Origin of the sequence: Mycobacterium sp. 852013-50091_SCH5140682 (genome assembly GCF_001665685.1) — a bacterium.
In the GTDB taxonomy this organism is placed as follows: domain Bacteria; phylum Actinomycetota; class Actinomycetes; order Mycobacteriales; family Mycobacteriaceae; genus Mycobacterium.
The window spans coordinates 86,831-105,086 of record NZ_LZTB01000128.1 but is presented as its reverse complement, the minus strand read 5'-3'; the positions used below and the strand labels follow the sequence as shown (position 1 = coordinate 105,086).

The following is an 18,256-nucleotide window of genomic DNA, read 5'->3' as shown; positions in this document are numbered from 1 at the left end:
CAGAAAAATCCGACCTAACAAAACGACACCAAAACTGGCATCAAAAAAAACAACAGGTCACACCCTAAACGGGAAAAAGAATGCAACCAAAAAACAACAAACAAAAACCACCAAACACACTATTGAGTTCTCAAACAACACACCCGAGCCAACCGCACAGTCATCCCGCGGCCAAAAGCCGCAGAACCAAGGGCGGACAGTAAGAAACCCCCACCAAAGTGGGAGACTCACTCGGACTTTGTCTTCACTCCCCGGCCTCAGACCGTGTCGCTCTGACCTGCAATAAGTTACGCCAGGGCTAACGGGGAGTCAAATCGCCTGGTCACTCCCGCAACACTGCAGGTCCCAGCCTAGAGAGCCGGCCAGCTGGGCTGTTGGTCGCGCGATTCGTGCCGCTCAAATCAGGTCCAGTCCTGAGCTGCCCAACTGGCTGAGGGCTTCACAATGCGCGCAACGGCACGGTTCCCTATTCACCCGCCGTCCGGAAAACAATTGCAGTTATTTCCTCCGGTGCGCCACGTTGCGAATCGTCGACCGCATAAAGCGCGGCAAGCCACACACTCGGCTGGCCTCTGATCAACCTGGCGTATTGGAGTTCTCGGTGCCCAGCTCGCGGAGTCCGAGGTGCGGCCGCACCGTGTTGGACTCCAGTGCGTACATGCCGCGCCGAGTCAGTCCGAGTACCGGAACAGAAATTGTTGTGGAGTCTCCTGCGACGAACCGCATGAGCAAGCGGGACTGTTCCAAGACTTGGATGGCTTCCGCGATCGGTCGCAGGTCGGGATCGGTGTACGGGTTGCCCTGCCGGTAGATGAACTTGGGTTCGGCCCACAGACCCGTCCTGCACCACCCTGCGATGTTGAAGATGGCGAAGCCTTCGTGCACGTGCGGTGACATATGCGGGTAGGAGAACAGCGGAAGGATCGTCGCCGCCAACTCCTCGGGCGCGATCGCGATCCACCACGGCGAACTACCGGTCATGCGCGAATTGAACCACCCTGCGCAGCGGCGGCGTCAACATCGAGTTCGCGCGTCGTGCGCGGGCGTCACACTCAACAAAGACGCAGGCCAGGGGATGTCTCCCCTGGCCTGCCACGTAGCTAGAACGCTCCTACAACATGCAGCTGACGCAACCTTCGACTTCGGTGCCCTCCAAAGCCATCTGCCGCAGTCGGATGTAGTAGAGCGTCTTGATGCCCTTGCGCCAGGCGTAGATCTGCGCCTTGTTGACGTCGCGTGTGTTGGCGGTGTCCTTGAAGAACAGCGTCAGGCTCAGCCCCTGGTCCACATGCTGAGTGGCCGCGGCGTACGTGTCGATGATCTTCTCGTAGCCGATCTCATACGCGTCCTGGTAATACTCCAGGTTGTCGTTGGTGAGGAACGGCGCCGGGTAGTAGACCCGCCCGATCTTGCCTTCCTTGCGGATCTCGATCTTGCTGGCCACGGGGTGGATCGACGACGTCGAGTGGTTGATGTAGGAGATCGACCCGGTCGGCGGAACGGCCTGCAGATTCTGGTTGTAGATACCGTGCGCCTGCACGGACTCCTTCAGCGAGCGCCAATCATCCTGTGTCGGAACATGAATGCCGGCGTCAGTGAAGATCTGCCGCACCTTGTCGGTCTTCGGCTCCCACACCTGCTCGGTGTACTTGTCGAAGAACTCACCCGAGGCGTACTTCGACTTCTCGAAACCGCCGAAGCGCGTCCCGCGTTCGATGGCGATGAGGTTCGAGGCCCGCAGTGCGTGGAACAGCACTGTGTAGAAGTAGATGTTGGTGAAGTCGATGCCCTCTTCAGAGCCGTAGAAGATCCGCTCGCGAGCCAGATACCCGTGCAGGTTCATCTGGCCGAGGCCGATCGCGTGCGAGCTGTTGTTGCCCTGCTCGATCGATGGCACCGACCAGATGTGAGTCTGGTCGCTCACCGCGGTAAGCGCCCGGATGGCCACCTCGATGGTCTGGGCGAAGTCGGGTGAATCCATGGTCTTGGCGATGTTGAGCGAGCCGAGGTTGCAGGAGATGTCCTTGCCGACCTGCGCGTAGGACAGATCGTCGTTGAACACCGACGGTGTCGACACCTGCAGGATCTCCGAGCACAGGTTGCTGTGGGTGATCTTGCCGTCGATCGGGTTGGCCCGGTTCACGGTGTCTTCGAACATGATGTACGGGTAGCCCGATTCGAACTGCAGCTCAGCCAGCGTCTGGAAGAACTCGCGCGCCTTGATCTTGGTCTTGCGGATCTGCGCGTTGTCGACCATCTCGTAGTACTTCTCGGTGACGTTGATGTCGGCGAACGGCAGACCGTACACGCGCTCGACGTCGTAGGGCGAGAACAGGTACATGTCCTCGTTCTTCTTGGCCAGCTCGAAGGTGATGTCCGGGATCACCACGCCTAGGCTCAGCGTCTTGATCCGGATCTTCTCGTCGGCGTTCTCGCGCTTGGTGTCGAGGAAGCGGTAGATGTCCGGGTGGTGAGCGTGCAGGTACACCGCGCCCGCGCCCTGGCGGGCACCGAGCTGGTTGGCGTAGGAGAACGAGTCCTCCAGCAGCTTCATGATCGGGATGACACCAGACGACTGGTTCTCGATATTCTTGATCGGGGCGCCATGCTCACGAATGTTGCTGAGCAGCAATGCAACTCCGCCACCGCGCTTGGACAGCTGCAGTGCGGAGTTGATGGAGCGCCCGATGGACTCCATGTTGTCCTCGATGCGCAGCAGGAAGCAGCTCACCGGCTCGCCGCGCTGTTTCTTGCCCGAGTTGAGGAACGTCGGGGTGGCCGGCTGGAACCGACCGTCGATGATCTCGTCGACCAGCTTCTCGGCGAGGTCGGTGTCACCGGCCGCCAGGGTCAGCGCAACCATGACGACACGATCCTCGAACCGCTCCAGGTAACGCTTGCCGTCGAAGGTCTTCAGCGTGTAGCTCGTGTAGTACTTGAACGCGCCCAGGAAGGTCGGGAACCGGAACTTCTTGGCGTAGGCCCGGTCCAGCAGCGACTTCACGAAGTTGCGGCTGTACTGGTCGAGCACCTCGCGCTCGTAGTAGTTCTTCTCGATCAGGTAGTCGAGCTTCTCGTCCTGACTGTGGAAGAAGACCGTGTTCTGGTTGACGTGCTGCAGGAAGTACTCGCGCGCCGCCTGCTTGTCCTTGTCGAACTGAATCTTGCCGTCTTTGTCGTACAGATTCAGCATCGCGTTGAGGGCGTGGTAATCCGTCTCCCCCGGAAGCGCGTGCGTGCTGTCGCTTACAGGCTCTGCAGCTGTGACGGTCGGTGGCACGTCTGTTCCTTCCAGAAGTCTTCCAGCCCTGCACGGACGGCTTCCACGTCGTCAGGGGTACCCATGAGTTCGAAGCGATACAAGTACGGGACGCCACACTTGCGCGAGACCACATTGCCCGCGTAGGCGAACTCCGCACCGAAGTTGTTGTTGCCCGCGGCGATGACGCCGCGGATCAACGACCGGTTGTGTTCATTGTTGAGAAACGCGATGACCTGCTTGGGCACATAGCCACCGTTGTTGATGTCGGGGGTGGCCCGGCCTCCGCCGTACGTGGGCAGGATCAAAACGAATGGTTCGTCCACCTCGATACGGCCGTGCAGCGGGATCCGGGTCGCGGGGATGCCCAGCTTCTCGACGAACCGATGAGTGTTTTCCGAGACGCTGGAGAAGTAGACGAGATTGGTCATCCTGTCCCCGATCCTTCCCCATGGTTACTTCCTCCGTTACGCGCTGACCGCTGCGCCGCTGAGCGCCTTGATCCGGTCCGGACGGAAGCCTGACCAGTGCTCGTTGCCGGCCACGACAACCGGAGCCTGCAGGTAACCCAGGGCCATCACGAAGTCGCGGGCCTCACTGTCGAGGGTGATGTCCACCTTCTCGTAAGCGATGCCCTGCTTGTCCAGCGCCTTGTAGGTGGCGTTGCACTGCACGCATGCGGGCTTGGTGTACACGGTGACGGTCATCTTCGGTACGGCTCCTCTTGCGGTAAGTGAAAGATCGAAACCCGGACTGGCAACTTGGTTGGATCACTGTGTTCGCTAAACTTCAGCGACCTCCAGCCCTCCAAAATTCCTGGCGCCAGAAGCCGCCCTCCGGTCGGTCCTGGGACCGATTCCGCCGGATTCGCTGCGCTCCGGCGGGCTCCCGAACCGTGGTGGCCTGTCGGTGTCACAGACACTACACCTAGTGGCCGATCATCCGAAGCCATACAAGATGTTCTGAATAACATTTCTGAAATTCCCAGGTCGTAAGCTCATCGCAAGCCCCGCGCCCGGCGTGTCGCAAGCGGCCGCAGGGCGCGTGTCGCGCTATATCTATGGGTGTACCACCAGCCACCGACAAGTACGCCTCGCCTAGCACATCAAGATCGCCGGTAGCAAACCCGCTGCAGGCGGTCTGCGGCTGTACGCGCCCGCTCGGCGAGGCGCTCGGGGCCGGTGGACCGATCCCGTGCCGCGACGCGCAGATCTGGCGAAGATCCCGACATGACAAAGCTGGGCCGACATTGTCGACCCAGCCCTGGTATTGACCGTGCCGGCCCAGCGGAGCCGACTGAGATTCGCCGCCTCAGTTCACCTCGGCAGCGAGCTTGCCGACGATGTCGCGCACTGTCGCGGCGACCTCTTCGTTCTCCCGGGGGTGACGTCCGTCCAGAGCCTTGCCGGGCAGTGACAGTTTGAGGTCTTCGACAACCCGGGGCCCGGCGATGCCGAAGGACTTGCGCGTCTCGTCGTGCGCCCACACCCCGCCGTACTGGCCCAGCGCCGTGCCGACCACCGCCAGCGGCTTGTCCTTGAGCGCACCGTTGCCGAACGGCCGCGACAGCCAGTCGATGGCGTTCTTCAGCACACCCGGGATGCTTCCGTTGTATTCAGGCGTGACCACGAGTGCCGCGTCGGCCCCGGCAGCCGCGCTGCGCAATGCCGTCACCGACTCGGCCACATCGTCACCGTCGATGTCCTCGTTGTAGAACGGCAGCTCCCCCAGCTGGTCGAAGATCCGCAGGTCCACGCCGTCCGGCGCGACCTCGACGGCAAGCTCGGCGAGCTGCCGGTTGGTCGACGCCGCCCGCAGGCTGCCCACCAGTACCAGAACCTTGATATCGGCCATGTCATTACTCCCTATGTCGTCTGACCCGATCTTCGCCCACAGCAACCGGACTGTGGTCCGATTAATTCCGCCTGAGTTAAAGTTCAAAGGTGACTGCTTCTGACCGACGAGCCAGGCTCGCGGTCACCGATGCGACGCCGGCCGAACGAGGCGATGCCGCCCGCAACCGCGAACTCCTGCTCGACGCCGCACGGCGCCTCATCGCAGAACGCGGACCCGACGCGGTGAGTACCGACGATATCGCGGTCGCCGCCGGCGTGGGCAAGGGAACATTGTTCCGCCGGTTCGGCAGCCGCGCCGGACTGATGATGGTCCTGCTCGACGAGGACGAAAAGGTCGAACAGGAAGCGTTCATGTTCGGACCTCCCCCACTCGGCCCCGGCGCACCGCCCCTCGAACGGCTGCTCGCCTACGGCCGCGACCGGCTGCGGTTCGTGCATTGCCACCACGCGCTGCTGTCTGATGCAGCCCGCGACCCGCAGACCCGCTACGCAGGCCCGGCGATGTTGCACCGCGCACACGTCCGGATGCTGCTCGAAGCCGCAAACACCACAGGCGATCTCGATGCTCAGGCCGATGCGCTGATCGCCCTGCTGGATGCCGACTATGTCGCACATCAGCTCAACGACCGTGGCCGGACCCTCGACGAGCTCGGCGCGGCATGGGAGGCGACGGCACGCAAACTCTGCGGTTGCTAGCTCGATGAGCGGCTGGATTCTTCACGTCGACCTCGACCAGTTCCTGGCGTCGGTGGAGTTGCGGCGCCACCCCGAGTTGGTCGGCCTTCCGGTCATCGTCGGCGGCAACGGCGACCCCACGGAACCCCGCAAGGTCGTCACCTGTGCGTCGTATCAAGCCCGGGAGTTCGGCGTGCACGCCGGTATGCCACTGCGAACCGCGGCCCGCAAGTGTCCGGACGCCACCTTCCTGCCGTCCGACCCGGCCGCGTACGACGAGGCGTCCGAACAGGTCATGGGCCTGCTGCGCGATCTCGGCCATCCGCTGGAGGTCTGGGGATGGGACGAGGCGTACCTGGGCACCGACGATACGGTCGATCCCGTCGAACTGGCCGAACGCATCCGCACAGTGGTGGCCGCCGAGACGGGGCTGTCGTGCTCGGTGGGCATCAGCGACAACAAGCAGCGGGCCAAGATCGCCACCGGGCTGGCCAAGCCGACGCGCACGCGAGGAGCAGATCAGACCCCAGGCGTGTACCGGCTCACAGCGGACAGCTGGATGGACGTGATGGGCGACCGCCCGCCCGACGCCCTGTGGGGCGTCGGGCCGAAGACCACCAAAAAGCTTGCCACGCTTGGTATCACGACGGTCGCACAGCTGGCTGCCACCGACGCGGAGGTGCTCACGTCGGCATTCGGTCCGACCACCGGTCTGTGGATCCTGTTGCTCGCCAAGGGCGGTGGTGACACCGAGGTCAGCGCGGAACCGTGGGTGCCGCGGTCGCGTAGCCACGTCATCACCTTCGCCCACGATCTCACCGACCGCACGGAGATCGACGCGGCGGTACGTGACCTGAGCCTGCGCACCCTGACCGAGGTGGTCGAACAGGAACGCGTCGTGACCCGGGTGGCGGTTACCGTGCGCACCAACACGTTCTATACGCGCACCAAGATCCGCAAACTGCCGCAACCGGGCACCGACGCCGAGGTGATCACCGATACCGCCCTGGCCGTGCTGGACCTGTTCAAACTCGACCGGCCGATCCGGTTGCTCGGTGTGCGGCTCGAGCTGGCCATGCCACCGAGTGCTGGTGTCGGACCGGGTCAATAACCTGGTCGCATGCTGCAGACCATCGCCATCCGGGGCTACCGGTCACTGCGCGACGTAACGCTGCCGCTGGCCGACCTCACCGTCGTCACCGGCGCCAACGGCACCGGCAAGTCGTCGATCTATCGGGCGCTGCGCCTGCTCGCCGATTGCGGAGGCGGCCAGGTGATCGGATCGCTGGCGCGGGAGGGCGGGTTGCAATCAGTGCTGTGGGCCGGGCCGGAGCAGCCGGCCGAGGTGGCGCAAGGCACCACCCGTACCCGCCCGGTTTCACTCGAACTTGGTTTCGCTTCAGACGATTTCGGCTACCTGGTCGATCTTGGCCTACCGCAGATGGCAGGCACCGGGCCGACGGCGTTCGCGCTGGATCCCGAGATCAAACGCGAGATGGTCTTCGCGGGCCCGGTGTTGCGCCCCAGTTCGGCACTGGTGCGTCGCACTCGCGAATACGCCGAGGTGGCAGCCGAATCCGGCCGCGGTTTCGATGAACTGAGCCGGTCGCTGCCCTCCTACCGCAGCGTGCTCGCCGAGTACGCCCATCCCCACGCCCTGCCGGAGCTGTCGGCGGTCTCCGAACGGCTGCGCGACTGGCGGTTCTACGACGGCTTCCGCGTCGACGCGGCCGCCCCGGCGCGCCAGCCTCAGGTGGGCACCCGCACCCCGGTGCTCTCCGACGACGGAGCCGATCTCGCCGCGGCCACCCAGACCATCATCGAGGCCGGGCTGGACGACCTGGCCCGGGCGGTCGCCGACGCGTTCGACGGCGCCACCGTCTCAGTCGCCGTCAACGACGGCCTTTTCGATCTGCAGCTGCACCAACGCGGTATGTTGCGGCCCCTGCGCGCCGCTGAATTGTCCGACGGCACACTGCGTTTCCTGCTGTGGGCGGCGGCCTTGTTGAGTCCAAGACCGCCGTCTCTGATGGTGCTCAACGAACCGGAGACGTCGTTGCACCCAGACCTGGTTCGGCCCTTGGCGACCCTGATCGCCACGGCCGCGAACCAGACGCAGGTGGTGGTGGTCACGCACTCCCGGGCCCTGCTGGAATTCCTCGACACCACACCGGTCGCCGACGAGGAACGCGGCCGCGCCATCGAGGTGGAGCTCTACAAGCAGTGGGGTGAAACGAAAGTCGCAGGACTGGGCTTGCTGACCACGCCTGCGTGGCACTGGGGAAATCGCTGAGCCAGAAGGCCGTCCGCCCGGTGGACACCGGCGGTCCACCTCGGAGGGTTCAGACGAGGAGGCTTCGATCAGCGGCGTGGCCGCAGGGCCCGGGTGAACAGCACGTTCACCTGGCGCATCGCCACGCTGTATGGCCACCAGGCGAGGCGTTTGAAGGCGTACAGGGCGCGGATGTCGGGTGAGGTGTAAATCAGGAATCGGTTACGGCGCACGCCGGCCAGGATCTTGACGGCTGCCTTCTCCGGGGACACGGCATGCCCGGCGAACCGGTCCACCCACTTCTGCACATCGGGATCGTCGCGGTCGACGCCGGCAATCTGAACCGTCTGCACCAGACCGGTTTTCACCGCGCCGGGCACCACCACCGACACCCCGATGCGGTGCCGAGCCAGGTCGAACCGAAGCACCTCGCTGAGCCCCCGCAGCCCGTACTTGCTGGCGCTGTAGGCACTGTGCCAGGGCAGGGCCACGATGCCTGCGGCCGACGACACGTTCACCAGCTGACCACCCCTGCGGGCGGCGACCATCGGCGGCACGAACGTCTCGATGACGTGGATCGGACCCATGAGGTTGACGTCGATCATCGAGCGCCAGTGCTGATGGGTCAGCTGATCGACGGTGCCCCACGCGGAGATGCCCGCGACGTTCATCACCACGTCCATCGCGGAGTGCGCAGCGTGGATGTCGGCTGCGAATGCGGCGACCTGGTCGTAGTCCGAGATGTCCAGTGCCCGGTGCGCGGGCACCTGCGCGCCAAGCGCCTGTGCGTCAGCCACCGTCTGTGCCAGACCGTCGGCGTCGCGGTCGGTCAGATACAGTTCGGCGCCCTGCGCCGCCAGGGCGAGCGCAGTGGCCCGCCCGATCCCGCTCGCCGCCCCCGTGATGAAGCAACGTTTCCCCCGAAAATCGCTCCCCTGCGCCATAGCGGTGACCATACCGGGGCGGCTAGCGGTGCTGACCGCCCCACAGGGCATTGAGCCAGAGTCGTTCCAGCACGTCGACCGCGCGCTGCGGATCCTCGCCGCGGCCGATGAACGCCGGATCGTGGGACAGCGTCATCGCGGTGGTCGCAACCAGCATGCGCACCAGCCCGGAGATGTCCTCGGAGATCGGGCGAGCCCCGCTGTCCTGCTCGACGAGGCCGACAATCTTGGCGATCACCCCGTCCTCGAAGTCGTTCATCAGCTCGCGGATCTGCGCATCGGTGTTCTGCGCGATGGTGCAGGCCGACATGATCGGGTCGTTGGTGGCGAATACCAGGGCGGCATTGCCGACCATCCGCTTGGCGAACGCCGCGGGTTCCTCGTCGGGCTCGCGCGGCGCGTAGTTGTGCGTGAGTTGGTCGAGCTGCTCCATCGCCTCGGCCACGATGACCGCGAGGACCGCGTACTTGGTGTCGAAGTAGAAGTAGAAACCCGAGCGGGCCACCCCGGCGCGTTCGCTGATCGCGCTGACCGACAGGTCGGCGAACGACTGCTCCTCGAGCAGCTCCCGAACAGCCTTGACGATGGCCTCGCGCTGCCGGTCACCACGGCTGCGCCGCACCGGGCCTTCGTTGCTGTCCTCCGGGATCTGTTCGGCGGTCATGGCACTAGACCTTCGCATTGCGACAGGCCAGAACAAAACTTGACATGCGTCAAGTCTGACAGCCAGGATGGCCTCAGGTGGTGACATCGACCACACATTGTCAATTTCAGCGGCCTCAGGAGCGGTTCATGGCAACGATCAGCACTCCGCACTATCTCCTTGATCAGGCAAAGCGACGCTTCACTCCGACACCGAACACGCTGCCGGGCATGGCCGCCGTGGAGAAGCGCCTGAAGGAGAAGGACTGGGATCAGTTCGTCTTCGCCGAGCCACCGGCGGGCAGCGACCTCAAGCCGGTCCTGGGCGACTCGGGGCTGCCGATCATCGGCCACATGATCGAGATCTTCCGTGGCGGTCCGGACTTCATCCTCGAGCTGTACCGCAAGCACGGCCCGGTCTACTACGCGCACACGCCTGCGTTGTCACAGGTGATGGCACTGGGCCCGGACGCCACGCAGATCGTGTTCTCCAATCGCAACAAGGACTTCTCCCAGCGCGCGTGGGACCCGGTGATCGGCCCGTTCTTCGAGGGCGGCCTCATGCTCCTGGATTTCGACGAGCACATGTTCCACCGCCGGATCATGCAGGAAGCCTTCACGCGGACCAGGCTGACGGGCTACGTCTCACACATCGATTCGGTCGCGACGCAGGTGCTGGCCAACGACTGGGTCGCCAACGACCCGCGGTTCCTGTTCCACCCCGCGGCCAAAGAGCTGACCCTCGACATCGCCTCCGAGGTCTTCATGGGCCACCCCGCGGGTACCGACCACAAGCTCGTGACCACCATCAACCAGGCCTTCACCACCACGACCCGGGCCGGCAACGCGATTGTGCGCACGCCCGTGCCGCCGCTGTCGTGGTGGCGCGGCATCCAGGCCCGCAAAACCCTGGAGGACTACTTCGCCGGTCGGATCGCGGAGAAGCGCCGGTCGGAGGGCTCCGACATGTTCAGCGTGCTCTGTCACGCCCAGGACGAGGACGGCCAAAGCTTCACCGACGACCAGATCGTCGCGCACATGATCTTCCTGATGATGGCCGCGCACGACACCACGACGTCGACGCTGACCACCATGGCGTATCACCTGGCGGCCAACCCGCAGTGGCAGGACAAGCTGCGCGAGGAATCCGAACGCATCGGTGATGCTCCGCTGGACATCGAGGCGCTGGAGAAGCTGGAGACCTACGACCTGGTGATCAACGAAGCGCTGCGGATGCAGACGCCGCTGGGCTTCAACTTCCGGCGCGCCGTGCGTGACACCGAGATACTCGGCTACTACATTCCCGCAGGCACCGATGTGGTCACCTGGCCGGCGATCAATCACCGGCTACCCGAATTGTGGACGGACCCAGAACGTTTCGACCCCGACCGCTTCGCCGAGCCGCGCAGCGAGCACAAGAAGCACCGCTACGCGTTCGCGCCGTTCGGCGGTGGCGCGCACAAGTGCATCGGCATGGTGTTCGGTCAGCTGGAGATCAAGACCGTCATGCACCGGCTCATGCGCCGGTACCGGTTGGAGTTGGCGCACCCGGGCTATCAGCCGTGGTACGACTACGGCGGCATGGCCGTGCCGGTCGACGGCATGCCGATCGTGCTGCGCCCGATCCACTGAGGCAGTTTCAGGCGCTCATCAACCGGTTCACGCACGCGATGACGGCCCGCAGCGCCGACAGCTCCGGGTCGTCGTCCAGGCCCATCGCCCACATGCTGTGGGTTCCGTCGCTGCCCTGCAGGAAGGTGGCGGTGCGTCCGCCGGTCGGCAGCTGGTGAAACGACATGGTCTCCAGGGCGATACCGCGGTCGTACAGCATCGCGGTCAGCGCGGCGATCGGACCGCTGGCGGCGGCACGTGACGTGCTGACGGTGTCGCCGACGGCAATCGTGGCCTGGTAGCGGCGGCTCTGCGGTCCCAGCCTGTATCCCGGGCGGGCGGTGTCGGCGCAGCTCCACTGACGCATGCGCAGCGGCCCGCCACTGGGGGCGTACTCGGCCACGAAATCATCCCAGGACACCGACTCCGCGGCGGCGCGCACGCCGCGCGGCAGCGGCGCGGTGAAACTGGCCGCGAACACGGGGCGGTGGTGCGTGGCTGGTGTTGCCGATGAGGGATACATGTGCCGGCCTTCTCTTGTCCAGAGGAATTGACCGACGACGTAGCAATGACCCACAGCGAGGGGTCGGTCGAGATCAGACCCCGCTGCGGGTTGCTACTACAAGTCGCCTTGGCACGTTGGCGATGCTAGACGCTCCCCCGGCAGTCGCGCAATCACTTTCACTCGGTAACGTCGGCGCCGTGGACGCCTCATGAGCTTTTGGGACGTCGCACTGCTCATCGCCGCAGGGATCGTCGGCGGGTTGTCCGGCAGCATCGCCGGCCTCGCGTCGGTCGCCACTTACCCGGCACTACTGCTCATCGGACTGCCGCCGGTGACGGCGAATGTGACCAACACCGTGGCCCTCGTGTTCAACGGCATCGGGTCGGTGTGGGGTTCACGTCCGGAGTTGGCCGGGCAGGGTGCGTGGATCAAGCGGATCATGCCGGTCGCCGTGGTCGGTGGCGCGGTGGGCGCGGCACTGCTGCTGTGCACTCCGGCCGCCGGCTTCGAGAAAGCGGTGCCGCTGCTCATCGGCATCGCGTCGTTGGCGATCCTGTTGCCGCCCAAGGAGCATCGGGAAGCACACACGGATGATCACCGCGATCACATCGGCCGCGTGACCGTGGAAGCCGGAGCGATCTTTCTCATCACGATCTACGGCGGCTATTTCGGTGCCGCCGCGGGAGTGCTGTTGCTGGCCCTGTTGCTCCGGGCCGGCGGTGCCACCCTGGCCCATGCCAACGCGGGCAAGAACGTCATACTCGGCGTCGCCAATTCTGTTGCTGCCCTTGCCTTCGTGTTCTTGGCGCCCGTGTACTGGCCTGCGGTGCTGCCGCTCGGGTTGGGCTGTCTCGTCGGCTCACGACTGGGGCCGATCGTGGTGCGGCACGCGCCGGCCACGCCGCTGCGGGTGCTGATCGGGTTGGCCGGTTTCGCGCTGGCCGTCAAACTCGCCGTCGACGCCTACTGACCTTCACCGCGAGCAGGCGTTGCGGTACGCGACACGCCGCATTTCGCGTACCGCGCTGTCTGCTCGCCGGTCAAACGAACGGGTTGTCCCCCTTGGCGACGCGGGTTCCGAGGTCGATCAGGTTGGCCGCCGAGGCGTGCAGTTGTTCACCGGCCTCCCGGCTGGCGCGCCCGGCCAGGTAGCGCGACCACGTGCCCTCGATCACGATGCCGAGCTTGAAACACGCCAGGGCCACATACCAGTCCAACGTAGAGGTCGTGCGGCCACCGGCGTCGCGGTAGGCATCGAGCAGATCGCGCCGCCCGGCGAGCCCGCCCAGAGCGGCCAGCGCCGAGCCGGCGTTGATCGGGTTGGGTTGGTCCGGCCAGCACACCAACATCCAGCCAAGATCCAGGAGCGGGTCGCCGATGGTGCACATCTCCCAGTCGATGAACGTGGCCAACTGCGGGCTCTCGCGGCGCAACAGCACGTTGTTCAGGTGGGCGTCGCCGTGCATGATCCCGGGCTCGGCGTCGGGCGGCCGGTTGGATTCCAGCCATTGCGCCAACTCCGCGACGGCGGGCAGTGATTCCGGCGCATAGCGTTCGTGGCGATAGCTCTCCAGCAGTCGCAGAAACTGCGGAACCTGGCGGGCCAGAAAGGAACCCGGCGGCCGGATCTCGGCCAGCGGGCTGTCGATCCAGGCGGCGTTGCCGAGTTCGGCCAGGCTGGCGGCGTAGGACAGCCCGACGCGGTAGCGCAGGTCCGGATCGGCGCGGTAGGCCTCGGCGACCTCGGTGCCCGGATTGAATCCGTCCACCTGCTCCATGAGATAGAACACGACACCGAGCACGTCGAGATCAGTGCAGCCGGCGATGAATCCGGGATGGGGTACCGCCGACCCTGCCAGGGTGCGCAGCACCGCGATCTCACGCAACATCGTCTTGTCGCTGGTCGGCCGCGGGTGCAGCGGCGGACGGCGCAGCACCATCTGTCTGCCGTCGACCCTCAGGCCGACCACGATGTTCTGCGTTCCGCCGGTCAGCGGCGCCACATCGGTGATGGTCGAACCGATTCCCTGGCTCTGCAGCCAGGGCCTCAACGCCGCCAGATCGGCGTCACTGAGCGTCGGCAGCTGGTGCGCGTCGTCCGGCATTCAGTCATAGTGCCAGCCCGCATTCAACGCTTACGCGCGGTCACCAGAAGGTACTGCCAGGCCATCGAGCCGTCGCTGATGTTGCGGTCGCCCAGGGCAGCGATGTCGGTGTCCAGCGCCGCCACCCGCGCCGGGTCGTCGGCGATACCGCGGTACGCCGCGATCGTCGGGCCGTAGTTGGCCTTGAAATAGTCACGGAAAGCGGCCCCGTTGGGGAAAGCGTCGACTGTGAGGTCGCGCCGGTCCGTCGTGATGTCGACGACTGCGTCGCCCAGCAACGCACTGACGTAGGCCTCACCGCCCCACAGCGGCGGCGCGGAAACCCCAGCGGGGGGCGCGGGCACGTACGGTTTCATGGTCGCGAACAGCTGCCCGATGAAACCCTCAGGGGTCCAACTGATCACGCCGATACGGCCACCCGGGCGGCACACCCGGACCAGCTCATCGGCGGCCTGCTGATGATGCGGCGCGAACATCACCCCGATGCACGACATCACCACATCGAACTCGTCGTCCCCGAACGGGAGCGCTTCGGCGTTGGCTTCGCGCCACTGCAGTTCGACGCCGCGTTCGGTGGCCTGTTGCCTGCCCCGCTGCACCAACTCCGGGCACAGATCGCTGGCGATGACATGCGCGCCGGTCATCGCGGCCGGAATCGCCGCATTGCCCGTTCCGGCCGCGACATCGAGCACTCGGTCCCGGGGTCCGACGCCGCAGGCCGCCACAAGCTCAGGACCCAGCGGCGCCACCACGTCGGCGGCGATCGCGGCGTAATCGCCCAACGCCCACAGCGCACGGTGCTTGGCTACCAAATCGTCCACTACAGCGCTCATCGGTGACTCCTCTCGCACGGGTGAACCCATGATCCGGCCCGGCAGCACGCACATCCAGTTCCAGTTCTGTACCGGCTCCGATACTGAATCTGTACTGGGCACGCCGGCTGCGAGACCATAGATTCGGCGACGATCCACGAAAGGTGCGGGTATGTCGGGATACGGCCAGTTCTGCCCGATGGCCAAGGCCATGGAATTGCTCGATGAACGCTGGACGATGCTGGTGGTGCGGGAACTCCTGCTGGGCAGCACCCATTTCAACGATCTGCGTCGTGGAGTGCCGAAGATGTCCCCTGCGTTGCTGTCAAAGCGACTCAAGACCCTGACCCGCGCCGGTGTCGTCGAGCGTGCCGAAATCGATGGTCGCACAACGTATTCCCTCACCGAATGCGGTCAAGAGCTGGCCGGCATCGTCACCGCTCTCGGCGCGTGGGGAGTTCGTTGGATCGGTGAGCTCGGGGAGGCCGACCTCGATCCGCACCTGCTGTTCTGGGACATGCGCCGCACCATCCCGATCGAGAACTGGCCGCGCTCGCGCACCACGGTCGCCTTCATTCTCGACGGCGTCGCAGTCAAGGCGTCGCGGTGGTGGCTGGTGGTGTCCGACGGCCAAGCCGATGTGTGTGATTTCGACCCGGGCTACGACGTGACGGGCACCGTCGAAACCAGCCTGCGCACCCTGACCCGAATCTGGCGTGGCGACCAGGGCTGGACACACGCTGTGCTCGACGGCAGCGTCGCGTTGTCCGGTCCCGGTGATGTGCGCCGCGCGATCCCCAAGTGGCTCGGGCAGAGCGCGTCAGCCGCAGTGCCCCGGCCGGCCTGAACTCCGTTGCGAGACAACGGCGGTCAGTCCAGGATGCGGCGGGCGACGTTGGTGGTGACCAGGTCGAGCAGTTCGTCGGCGCGGCCGGCCAGGATGGTCCGGATGGCATACAGCGAGAAGCCTTTGGCCTGTTCGACGGTGATGGCCGGCGGTATCGACAGTTCCTGACGAGCGGTGACGACGTCCACCACAACGGGACCGTCGTGCGCGAACGCATCAGCCAGGGCCCGTTCCAGCGCGGCCGGCTCGGTCACCCGCCTCCCGAACATCCCCATCGACTGGGCGACGGCGGCGAAGTCGGGATTGACCAGGTCGGTGCCGAACGTGACGATGCCCGCCGCTTTCATCTCCAGCTCGACGAAGTTCAGCGACGAGTTGTTGAACACGATCAGCTTGACCGGCAACCGGTTCTGGAGCAGCGTCACCAGCTCCCCGAACAGCATCGTCAGCCCGCCGTCACCGGCAAGCGCGACAACCTGCCGACCCGGGTAAGCGGTCTGGGCGCCGATGGCGTGCGGCAGCGCATTGGCCATGGTGCCGTGGTTGAACGACCCGATCAACCTACGCCTGCCGTTCATGGTGAGGTAACGCGCCGCCCACACCACCGGCGACCCGACGTCGCAGGTGAACACCGCATCATCGTCGGCGAGCCGGTTGGCCAGCGCGGCAACATATTCCGGTCTGATCGGAGTCTTGTCACGGTCATTGACGGCCAGCGCGTCCAAAGACGCGCGCGTTTTGGCGTAGTGCCGTAGCGCCCGGTTGAGATGTTCGCGATCGGACTTGGCCCGCAGCAGCGGCTGCAGCGCGGCCAGGGTGTCCTTGACCGTGCCCCGCAAACCCAGGTCGATCGGCGTGCGACGGCCCAGGTTCCGGCCACGAGTGTCGACCTGGATGATCGACGCGCCCTCGGGATAGAACTGCTGATACGGGAAATCGGTACCCAGCATCAACAGCGTATCGGCCTCTTTGATGGCCTTGTATCCCGACGCAAACCCGAGCAGCCCGGTCATCCCCACATCGAACGGGTTGTCGTATTCGATGAACTCCTTGCCGCGCAACGCATGCACGATCGGCGCCTGCAACGTCGCGGCCGCCTCGATCAGCTCGCCGTGCGCGCCCGCCACCCCGGCCCCACCGAGGATGGTGACCCGCTCGGCGGCATTGAGCAGATCCGCCGCCCGGCGTATCGATGCGTCGTCGGGGCGCAGTATCGAGTGCGTCGGCAGCACCGGGCGCGAGGTCCACGCCGACGCAGCGGTGCGCGCCAGGAAGATCTCCCCCGGCACCACGACGACGGCGACCCCGTTCTCTTCAATCGCGGCGCGCATCGCCATCTCGAGAATGCGCGGCGCCATCTCCGGGGTGCTGACCAATTCGCAGTAGACGCTGCACTCGCCGAACAGCTGCTGCGGGTGGGTTTCCTGGAAGTAGTCCGAGCCGATTTCGGTGCGTGGAATGTGTGCGGCGATGGCCACCACCGGAACCCGGCTGCGCTGCGCGTCGAACAGGCCGTTGATCAAGTGCAGATTGCCCGGCCCGCAACTGCCCGCGCAGACCGCCAATTGACCGGTCAGCGCCGCGTCCGCCGCCGCGGCGAACCCCGCCGTCTCCTCATGCCGCACGTGTTGCCACGTGATGGCCTCCGAGCGCCGGATGGCATCGGTGAACCCGTTGAGACTGTCCCCCGGCAACCCGTACACCCGCCGAACCCCACTGGCGCTCAACGCCGAGATCACCTGGTCTGCAACGGTTGCCATGACGCCTCCCGGTATGCGATGTCGGAGCGACCGGTCCGCACGGAGCATGACCGGTCACGCCGCATCACTCTACTTGGGGGCGAAGCGCTGGCCGGCGTCCAAACGGATGCACTGGCCGTTGAGCATGGGGTTCTCGATGATCGCGACGGCGAGCTTGGCGTACTCCTCCGGGCGGCCGAGCCGCTTCGGGAACGCGGCGTCTTTGGTCAGTTGCGTGGCGAACTCGTCCGGAATGCCCTGCGTCAACCCGGTCGCGAAGAGGCTGGGCGCGATGGCCAGCACCCGGATACCCATGCTGCCCAGGTCACGGGCCATGGTCAGGGACATGCCCGCGATCGCGGCTTTTGACGCGGTATAGGCGACTTGGCCGATCTGCCCCTCGAAGGCGGCGATCGAGGCGGTGTTGATGATGACGCCACGTTCCTCGGCCTCGGTGTCGACCGGCTGATTCTTGCTCATCTGCCACGCCGCGAGTCGGCTGATGTTAAATGTCCCGATCAGGTTGAGGTCGACGCTGGCGCGGAACGATTCCAGGCTGTGCGGGCCGTTCCTGCTGATGGTGCGCTCGCCGATACCGCCGCCCGCGGTGGTGACCACGATGTGCAGGCCGTCGAGACTGGCCACGGCCCGCTCCAGCGCCTCCTCGGTGCCGGTGAAGTCGGTGACGTCGACCTCGAAGAACGTGCCACCGATCTCGTCGGCGACTTCCCTGCCCTTGGACTGCGGTCGGTCCAGCACCGCGACGCTGGCGCCGCGCTTGGCCAGTGCCTCTGCTGTCGCCTTGCCGAAGCCTGACGCGCCACCGACGACGATGGCCTTCTTGCCTTCGATCTCCATCTGGCTCCCTTTCCAAAAATGACAGAATCTGTAAAGCAACCTATCGGATGGATCCCTTTCGGTAGGCCTTTCGGGTGCGGTTTTGCATGACGGCTCGGCCGTCATGGTTTCGTCAGCTCCGTCGGGGTCGT

Annotated in this window: 18 protein-coding genes; 6 read left to right on the top strand and 12 right to left on the bottom strand. The window is 65.3% G+C overall.

What is annotated here, in order from left to right:
• Window positions 1–576 precede the first annotated feature (576 nt).
• The 5 genes from A5784_RS34375 to A5784_RS34355 all read right to left on the bottom strand — a co-directional run bounded on the left by A5784_RS34375 (window position 577) and on the right by A5784_RS34355 (window position 5,113).
• The gene (locus tag A5784_RS34375) at window positions 577–981 is read right to left on the bottom strand and encodes a hypothetical protein (protein WP_064949334.1); all 405 of its coding nucleotides are present in this window, start codon (window positions 979–981) and stop codon (window positions 577–579) included.
• Between the two features lie 130 nt (window positions 982–1,111).
• Window positions 1,112–3,280 carry a class 1b ribonucleoside-diphosphate reductase subunit alpha gene (gene nrdE / locus A5784_RS34370; protein ID WP_082945254.1) on the bottom strand — a complete coding sequence of 723 codons (2,169 nt, stop codon included), beginning with the start codon at window positions 3,278–3,280 and terminating at the stop codon, window positions 1,112–1,114.
• Window positions 3,247–3,690, bottom strand: coding sequence for a class Ib ribonucleoside-diphosphate reductase assembly flavoprotein NrdI (gene nrdI / locus A5784_RS34365; protein ID WP_064949332.1), 444 nt, complete (start codon window positions 3,688–3,690; stop codon window positions 3,247–3,249). Before nrdI ends, nrdE begins: the two co-directional genes overlap by 34 nt.
• A 36-nt stretch (window positions 3,691–3,726) precedes the next feature.
• Window positions 3,727–3,966 (bottom strand): redoxin NrdH, encoded by a 240-nt coding sequence (locus A5784_RS34360; RefSeq protein WP_029367354.1) that lies wholly within the window; start codon window positions 3,964–3,966, stop codon window positions 3,727–3,729.
• A gap of 604 nt (window positions 3,967–4,570) precedes the next feature.
• Window positions 4,571–5,113 (bottom strand): NADPH-dependent FMN reductase, encoded by a 543-nt coding sequence (locus A5784_RS34355; protein WP_064949331.1) that lies wholly within the window; start codon window positions 5,111–5,113, stop codon window positions 4,571–4,573.
• An 89-nt stretch (window positions 5,114–5,202) separates the two neighbouring features.
• Between A5784_RS34355 and A5784_RS34350 the strand changes: the two genes are divergently transcribed.
• The 3 genes from A5784_RS34350 to A5784_RS34340 are packed head-to-tail and all read left to right on the top strand — an operon-like array spanning window position 5,203 to window position 8,083.
• Window positions 5,203–5,811 (top strand): TetR/AcrR family transcriptional regulator, encoded by a 609-nt coding sequence (locus tag A5784_RS34350; protein WP_064949330.1) that lies wholly within the window; start codon window positions 5,203–5,205, stop codon window positions 5,809–5,811.
• A gap of 4 nt (window positions 5,812–5,815) precedes the next feature.
• Window positions 5,816–6,901, top strand: a complete 1,086-nt coding sequence (locus A5784_RS34345; protein ID WP_064949329.1) for a DNA polymerase IV — start codon at window positions 5,816–5,818, stop codon at window positions 6,899–6,901.
• A 9-nt stretch (window positions 6,902–6,910) separates the two neighbouring features.
• Window positions 6,911–8,083, top strand: a complete 1,173-nt coding sequence (locus A5784_RS34340) for an AAA family ATPase (protein WP_064949328.1) — start codon at window positions 6,911–6,913, stop codon at window positions 8,081–8,083.
• Window positions 8,084–8,151: 68 nt separating this feature from the next.
• On the opposite strand, the gene A5784_RS34335 is transcribed toward A5784_RS34340, so the two are convergent.
• A complete protein-coding gene (locus A5784_RS34335) occupies window positions 8,152–9,006 on the bottom strand; it encodes an SDR family oxidoreductase (RefSeq protein WP_064949347.1) in 855 nt (284 codons plus the stop codon).
• 22 nt (window positions 9,007–9,028) lie between these two features.
• A complete protein-coding gene (locus A5784_RS34330) occupies window positions 9,029–9,670 on the bottom strand; it encodes a TetR/AcrR family transcriptional regulator (RefSeq protein ID WP_064949327.1) in 642 nt (213 codons plus the stop codon).
• Window positions 9,671–9,798: 128 nt separating this feature from the next.
• On the opposite strand from A5784_RS34330, the gene A5784_RS34325 reads away from it, so the two are divergent.
• Window positions 9,799–11,280, top strand: a complete 1,482-nt coding sequence (locus tag A5784_RS34325; protein WP_064949326.1) for a cytochrome P450 — start codon at window positions 9,799–9,801, stop codon at window positions 11,278–11,280.
• A gap of 7 nt (window positions 11,281–11,287) precedes the next feature.
• Here A5784_RS34325 and A5784_RS34320 read toward each other — a convergent pair whose 3' ends face one another.
• Window positions 11,288–11,782 carry a 2-isopropylmalate synthase gene (locus A5784_RS34320; protein ID WP_064949325.1) on the bottom strand — a complete coding sequence of 165 codons (495 nt, stop codon included), beginning with the start codon at window positions 11,780–11,782 and terminating at the stop codon, window positions 11,288–11,290.
• 190 nt (window positions 11,783–11,972) lie between these two features.
• Between A5784_RS34320 and A5784_RS34315 the strand changes: the two genes are divergently transcribed.
• Window positions 11,973–12,734, top strand: a complete 762-nt coding sequence (locus A5784_RS34315) for a sulfite exporter TauE/SafE family protein (RefSeq protein ID WP_064949324.1) — start codon at window positions 11,973–11,975, stop codon at window positions 12,732–12,734.
• Between the two features lie 70 nt (window positions 12,735–12,804).
• Here A5784_RS34315 and A5784_RS34310 read toward each other — a convergent pair whose 3' ends face one another.
• Entirely contained in the window at window positions 12,805–13,869 is a 1,065-nt protein-coding gene (locus A5784_RS34310; RefSeq protein ID WP_064949323.1) for a phosphotransferase family protein, read from the bottom strand.
• A 23-nt stretch (window positions 13,870–13,892) separates the two neighbouring features.
• On the bottom strand, window positions 13,893–14,702 hold the full coding sequence (locus tag A5784_RS34305) for a class I SAM-dependent methyltransferase (protein WP_064949346.1): 810 nt from the start codon (window positions 14,700–14,702) through the stop codon (window positions 13,893–13,895).
• A 151-nt stretch (window positions 14,703–14,853) separates the two neighbouring features.
• Between A5784_RS34305 and A5784_RS34300 the strand changes: the two genes are divergently transcribed.
• Entirely contained in the window at window positions 14,854–15,528 is a 675-nt protein-coding gene (locus A5784_RS34300; RefSeq protein ID WP_064949322.1) for a winged helix-turn-helix transcriptional regulator, read from the top strand.
• Window positions 15,529–15,551: 23 nt separating this feature from the next.
• On the opposite strand, the gene poxB is transcribed toward A5784_RS34300, so the two are convergent.
• Both poxB and A5784_RS34290 read right to left on the bottom strand, forming a co-directional pair.
• A complete protein-coding gene (poxB, locus tag A5784_RS34295) occupies window positions 15,552–17,288 on the bottom strand; it encodes a ubiquinone-dependent pyruvate dehydrogenase (RefSeq protein WP_064949321.1) in 1,737 nt (578 codons plus the stop codon).
• Window positions 17,289–17,357: 69 nt separating this feature from the next.
• A complete protein-coding gene (locus tag A5784_RS34290; RefSeq protein WP_064949320.1) occupies window positions 17,358–18,125 on the bottom strand; it encodes an SDR family NAD(P)-dependent oxidoreductase in 768 nt (255 codons plus the stop codon).
• Between the last annotated feature and the right edge of the window lie 131 nt (window positions 18,126–18,256).